Raw genomic sequence first — 5,854 nt, forward strand, 5'->3', positions numbered from 1 at the left:
GGAGCAGATCTGGCCGGGTGTGCAGTAGCCGCACTGGAAGGCGTCGCGGTCGAGGAAGGCCCGCTGCAGCGGGTGCAGTTCCTCGCCGTCGCCCGCGAGGCCCTCGATCGTGGTGATCTCGCTGCCGTCCAGGGAGACCGCGAGCAGCAGGCAGCTGTTCATCCGGCGTCCGTCCACGAGCAAGGTGCAGGCTCCGCACTGTCCGTGGTCGCAGCCCTTCTTGGACCCGGTGAGGTCCAGGTCCTCGCGCAGGACGTCCAGAAGGACGCGCCGGTGGTCCACCAGGAGGGTGTGGGGCTTGCCGTTGACCCGGAGGGTCGTCGTGGACCGGTGCCCGGGGGGCGGCGCGGGGCCCTCGCCGCTCGGGGCGGCGCCGTCCGCCGTGCCGCTCGTGCCGTCGTGAATGTCCCTGCCCATGACGTGGATGACCTTCCCAACGCGCCGTGGTGCCGTGCACATCCGCGTATCCAGGCTGCGGCGGCTGACACGTCCGGGCCGGGCGGGACGGCTCGGCCCCGCGGCTCAGCCGTTCCCGGAGCGGTCGGCGGCATCACCAGCGGCGGCCACCTCCGGCCTCGTCGTGGGCCGGCCCGTCGTGCGCCGGCTGCTCGTGGGCCGGCCCGTCGTGCGCCGGTCCCCAGTGCGCCGGCCCGTCGTGCGCCGGTCCCCAGTGCGCCGGCTCGTCGTACGCCGGTCCCTAGTGCGCCGGCCCGTCGTACGCCGGTCCCCAGTGCGCTGGCTCGTCGTACGTCGGTCCCTAGTGCGCCGACTCGTCGGCCACCGGCGGGCCCGTCGTGTCGCCGCCCTGCCCCTCGGGGGCGGCTGCGCCCTCGGCCTGGGGCGCGGTGCCCGGCCGCAGGGACAGTGCCGTGCCCAGCCGTCCCAGACCGCGGGTCAGTTGCTGGAGCGGCGATCCCGTGGCGGGGCGCGCCGGCTTCCTCGAGGGCGGGATCCGGCCGGCCCCCGCCTCCTGGTACGCGGCCAGGGCCTCGTGGGCGCGCTCGGCCGCCTCGCGGTAGAGGTCGCGGGACTTCGTCATGGCGTCGAGGGCCTCGGAGTACATGGTCACGAGCTCGCGCGCCCGCGCCAGCTCCTCCTCCATGGTCCGCAGGTGCCACTGCTCCCGCAGCGCGGTCAGCGCCTCGCCCGCCCCGGGCGGCAGCGGCCGCGGCAGCGCGGCGAAACGCGTGATGGCGTCCAGGAGTTCGGCCGGCTCACTGCCGTCCAGGAACACGCTGCGCACGGAGAACTCCCGCGCGTCGTGGCCTTCCGGCGGCGGGCTGCCCGGCAGGACCACCGCGCCGCCGCGCGGCACCCGGGTGCCGAAGTCGTCCAGCACCCAGTTGACGGCCCGCAGCCGGTGCGGCGCCGCGCGGTGTTCCACGACCCGGTGCCGCAACCCCTCCGGCAGCAGGCGCACCAGGGCCGGGCGGCCGCGCTCCTCGGGGGTCATGGCCTCGTGGACGACGACATGGACCGCCCATGTGTCCCGCACCGCGTGCCGCAGCACGCGCCGCAGGTCCTTGTCGTCGTCCGGCAGGTGGCGTGCATCCCCGAGGGGGAGCCCGGTGACGGCCTCGCGGTCCCAGCCCGCGTCGGGTTCCGGCGGCCAGAACATGGTGGCGGGGGAGGGCCAGCCCGATTCCCAGGGCCGGTCGGCCTCCGCGAGCAGCACCCACTGGCGGCCCTCGCCGGGCGCGTCGGGAGGGGACAGGGCGAGCCGGGCGCGCACGGTCACCTCGTCCGGTACCACCCAGCGGGCCTCGAAGACATGACCCTGCGCCGGGTCGGCGTCGTCGGGCTCCACGTGGCTGTGGATGACCTCGGCGGCCTGGAGTTCGGCGAGGCGGCGCCGTACGGCGTCCTCGGCACCCGGCCCGGCATGGCGGCCGCGGGCCGGCCACACCGTGGGCGGGATCGTGGTGCGGGAGGCGGGAGAGTTCGACATGGGCCAATCTGCGGGCGGGGTCGGCGGGCGGTTCCCAGTATCGCCAACGCCGATCATGATCGGTGGCGCGGGGGCCCGTGTCGGCCGGTCCGCGAGACGCCACGCGGCCTGCTCGTGCCGGCGCGCGGGTGGCCTTGCCGGAGGTGGGCGCAACGAGCGGCGCCGGCCCGCCGTCCCCGGTCGGTCAACCGGTGGCCCACCCGGTGAGCCCTGCGGCCGAGGAGCCGGCTTGACGCGACTCCCGGCGGGCGCCGGGTGTCACGGCCGTTCCTCGTCCTCGCCGGGACCGGGTCCGGCGCCCGCGACGGTGTCCGGGTAGCCGGCCTCCTCGCTGCCGTCGTCGGCGCCCGGCCGGACACCGCTGCGGGCGCCGGGCTGTCCTCCGCTGGTCGTGCCGTAGCCGCCGGGGACGCCGGGCGTGCTGTCCGCGTCGGCCTGCTCACGGCTGATGTGCCGGGTGGCGCGTACATTGGCGTGCCGCTCCGGATACGGGTAGTCGAAGGGACGGGAGGCGGCGCGCTCCTCCTCCCTCCGCTCCACTTCGCTCTGCCCGGCCGGGGCACGCCGCCCACGGCCGCGCCGGTCGTCGGGGGAACCGGGGGTGTCGCTGTGAGGAGTCATGGCCGCCGGGTACCCCCCGGGCTCGCCGGCCATGTGACCGTACGGCCGCTCAGCAGCCTTCCTCCATGCGCCGCTGGTCCTGCTCGTCCCAGGTGCTGGTGTCCCGCGGTTCCACATAGGGCTCGCTGTCCGCCGGGTGGCCGCCGTCGATCACCCGCTGCCGCGCCATCTCGGCGTCGAACTCCAGGCCGAGCAGAATGGCCAGATTCGTCACCCACAGCCACACGAGGAAGACGATGACGCCGGCCAGGGTGCCGTACGTCTTGTTGTACGAGCCGAAGTTCGCCACGTAGAACGCGAAGCCCGCCGAGGCGGCCAGCCAGATCAGCAGGGCCAGCACACTGCCGGGAGTGATCCAGCGGAAGCCGCGCACCTTGGCGTTGGGCGTGGCCCAGTACAGCAGCGCGATCATCATCGTGACCAGGACGACGAGCACCGGCCACTTCGCGATGGACCACGCGGTCAGACCCGCGTCGCCCATGCCGAGCGCGGTGCCGGCCTGCCGGGCCAGGGAGCCGGTGAAGACGACGATCAGGGAGCTGGCGACGGCCAGCAGCATCAGGCTCACGGTCAGCAACAGCCGCAGTGGCAGCACCTTCCACACCGGGCGCCCCTCGGGGACGTCGTAGACCGCGTTGGCGGCGCGGATGAACGCGGCGACGTAACCGGACGCCGACCACACCGCGCCCAGCAGTCCCACGACGGCCAGCAGGGAGCCGACGCCGGCGTGGTTCTGCAGCTGCTGCACCGCGTTGGTGATGATGTCGCGCGCGGAGCCGGGGGCGAGCTTGCGCAGGTTGTCCAGGACCTGCTGGGTGGCCGACTGGCCGGCGACGCCCAGCAGGGAGACCAGGACCAGCAGCGCCGGGAAGAGCGACAGCACCCCGTAGTACGTCAGCGCGGCGGCGCGGTCGGTGAGCTCGTCGTCCTGGAACTCCTTGAGGACCCTGCGGAACACCGCCAGCCAGGACCGTCCGGGCAGGTCGGTGGGCGAGTCGGGGGCCTCCGCCTCCGCCGACGCGTCCGGGCCGACGGACTCGGGCTCCGCGTCCCGCCCAGGCTGCCGCCCGGGTTGCCGCTCCTCGCCACGCGCGGGCGCTCGTCCCTCGTCCCCGGGGCGGGCCGGGGCGTCCTTGCCGCTGGAATGATCCCGGTGACCGGGAAGGTGCAGACGGTTCATGCTGTCCGGGTGTCCCGGCCGGCGGCAAACACGCCTGGGGGGACGCGGCCGGGCGTACGGACGAGGGCGAGCGGGCGCCATGCGAGGGCCGGACGGGCCGGACGGGCCGGAGGGGGCGCACGGGACGCGTCCGGCGCACGGGACGCGTCCGGCGCACACGGCGTGTGCGGCGCGCGCTCGTAGCCGCCCCCGCACACCCGTGTCCCCGCCCCGGCGGTCGCTTCCACAATGGTCGCCGGACGGGGCCCGCCCTCCATCCGCATAGGGGCGTGTCCCGTCCGGCCCCGGCACGACGGCGCGGTGGCGTGGTGGCGCGGTCGTCCTCAGGGCGTGAGGACCACCTTCTCGCAGCCTTCCGCCTTGTTCTTGAAGAGGTCGTAGCCGCGCGGCGCCTCGGACAGGGGCAGGCGGTGGGTGATCACCCGGGTGGGGTCGATCCTGCGCTGCTCGATCAGGCGGAGCAGTTGCTTCATGTACCGGTGCACATGGCACTGCCCGGCCCGCAGCGTCAGCGACCTGTTCATCCAGGCGCCCGCCGGGAACTTGTCGAGCAGCCCGCCGTAGACGCCGACGACCGACACGGTGCCGCCGCTGCGGCAGGACGTGATGGCCTGGCGCAGCGCGTGCGGCCGGCCGGTCTCGGAGCGCACCGCCTGCTTGGCCCTGTCGTAGAGCCGGACGTGCGTGGCGCCGTGGGTGGCCTCCAGGCCGACCGCGTCGACGCACTTGTCCGGGCCCCGGCCGCCGGTCAGCTCCAGCAGCGCCGAGCGCACGTCGATCTCCTCGAAGTCGATCGTCGTGTACCCCTCGGCGGCCGCCATGTCGAGCCGGTACGTCTCCTTGTCGATGGCGATGACCCGTTCGGCACCGAGCACCCGGGCGCTGTCCATCGCGAACTGGCCCACGGGGCCGGCGCCCCACACGGCGACCACGTCGCCCTCCTGGATGTCGCACATCTCGGCGCCCATGTAGCCGGTCGGCAGGATGTCGGACAGGAACAGCACCTGCTCGTCGGTGAGGTCCGACTCGATCTTCAGGGCGTTGACGTCGGCGAGCACGACGCGCGCGTACTGCGCCTGCCCGCCGGCGAAGCCGCCGGTGAGGTGGGAGTAGCCGTAGATGCCGGCCGTGGGGTGTCCGAAGAACTTCTCCGCCACGCCGGCGTTGGGGTTGGTGTTCTCGCAGCAGGAGTACAGCTCGGCCCGGCAGGAGGCGCAGGCGCCGCAGGCGATCGGGAAGGGCACGACGACCCGGTCGCCGGGGCGCAGCTTGCCGTCCGTCATGCCGGGTCCGGTCTCCACCACCTCGCCCATGAACTCGTGGCCGAGGACGTCGCCGTCCTGCATGGTGGGGACGTAGCCGTCGAGCAGGTGCAGGTCGGAGCCGCAGATCGCGGTGGAGGTGACCCGCACGATCGCGTCGCGGCTGTTGAGGAGGGCGGGCTCGGGTACGTCCCGCACCTCGACGGAGTTCGGTCCGGCCCAGCAGTTCGCCTTCACGAGCGGACCTCCCTCAGCTCGTCCTCGGTCAGGGGCTGCGCCGGGTGCTGCGGGAACTCCGCCCGGGCCCGCTTGCCGCCGGGGGCGCCCTCGGAGCGGATCACCTCGCCGGCCTCGGCGATCTGCTTGAAGCGCCTGAGGTCGTCGTCCAGCTGCTGGTGCGGCTCCTCGCCGAAGTGGCGGGCGACCGCCTTGCCGAGCGGGCCGGCGGGCAACGAGTAGCGCAGCCTCACCTGCACCTCGGTGCCGTGGCCGCCGGGGGCCGGGTGGAAGCGGACCTCGCCCGAGTTGCCCACGTCGGCGCCCTTCGCCGAGCGCCAGGCGATGAGCTGGCCGGGCACGTCCTGGGTGGTCTCGGCGTCCCACTCGACCGTCCGGCCGAAGGGCGCGCTCGCCGTCCAGTGGCTGGTGCGCGGGCCGGTGATCCGGACCTCCTCCAGATGGGCCATGAACTCCGGGAGCCGCTCCAGGCCGCTCCACAGTTCGTAGGTCTCGTCCGGCGGCTTGGCGACGGTCGTGGTGGCGGTGAGTTCCACGGGCGTACGCCAGCGGGTCCTGGTCACGGCCGCGTACACGTCCGCCGCGGTGACGGCGGCGGTGCCCGCG

The 5,854-nt window shown here is 74.4% G+C and carries 6 protein-coding genes; all 6 read right to left on the reverse strand.

Going from position 1 to position 5,854, the window contains the following annotated elements:
* Window positions 1–417 (reverse strand): (2Fe-2S)-binding protein (locus tag IE249_RS38200; protein ID WP_229859051.1); only part of this gene is annotated, 417 nt, incomplete at its 3' end.
* 340 nt (window positions 418–757) lie between these two features.
* The gene (locus IE249_RS22880) at window positions 758–1,948 is read right to left on the reverse strand and encodes a hypothetical protein (protein ID WP_229859053.1); all 1,191 of its coding nucleotides are present in this window, start codon (window positions 1,946–1,948) and stop codon (window positions 758–760) included.
* A 258-nt stretch (window positions 1,949–2,206) separates the two neighbouring features.
* On the reverse strand, window positions 2,207–2,569 hold the full coding sequence (locus IE249_RS22885; RefSeq protein ID WP_189707386.1) for a hypothetical protein: 363 nt from the start codon (window positions 2,567–2,569) through the stop codon (window positions 2,207–2,209).
* 49 nt (window positions 2,570–2,618) lie between these two features.
* Window positions 2,619–3,749: a YihY/virulence factor BrkB family protein gene (locus IE249_RS22890; protein WP_189707388.1), complete on the reverse strand. Its 1,131-nt coding sequence runs from the start codon at window positions 3,747–3,749 to the stop codon at window positions 2,619–2,621.
* 323 nt (window positions 3,750–4,072) lie between these two features.
* On the reverse strand, window positions 4,073–5,248 hold the full coding sequence (locus tag IE249_RS22895; protein WP_189707390.1) for a zinc-dependent alcohol dehydrogenase: 1,176 nt from the start codon (window positions 5,246–5,248) through the stop codon (window positions 4,073–4,075).
* Window positions 5,245–5,854 (reverse strand): SRPBCC family protein (locus tag IE249_RS38205; RefSeq protein WP_229859055.1); only part of this gene is annotated, 610 nt, incomplete at its 5' end. The genes IE249_RS22895 and IE249_RS38205, both read right to left, overlap by 4 nt.

It is taken from the genome of Streptomyces anandii JCM 4720, from assembly GCF_014650655.1.
GTDB classification, from domain to species: domain Bacteria; phylum Actinomycetota; class Actinomycetes; order Streptomycetales; family Streptomycetaceae; genus Streptomyces; species Streptomyces anandii.

Excerpts from the sequence above, each read along its gene's own strand:
- IE249_RS22880 (WP_229859053.1), bottom strand. The coding sequence starts at position 1,948 with ATGTCGAACTCTCCCGCCTCCCGCACCACGATCCCGCCCACGGTGTGG.
- IE249_RS22885 (WP_189707386.1), bottom strand. The coding sequence starts at position 2,569 with ATGACTCCTCACAGCGACACCCCCGGTTCCCCCGACGACCGGCGCGGC.
- IE249_RS22890 (WP_189707388.1), bottom strand. The coding sequence starts at position 3,749 with ATGAACCGTCTGCACCTTCCCGGTCACCGGGATCATTCCAGCGGCAAG.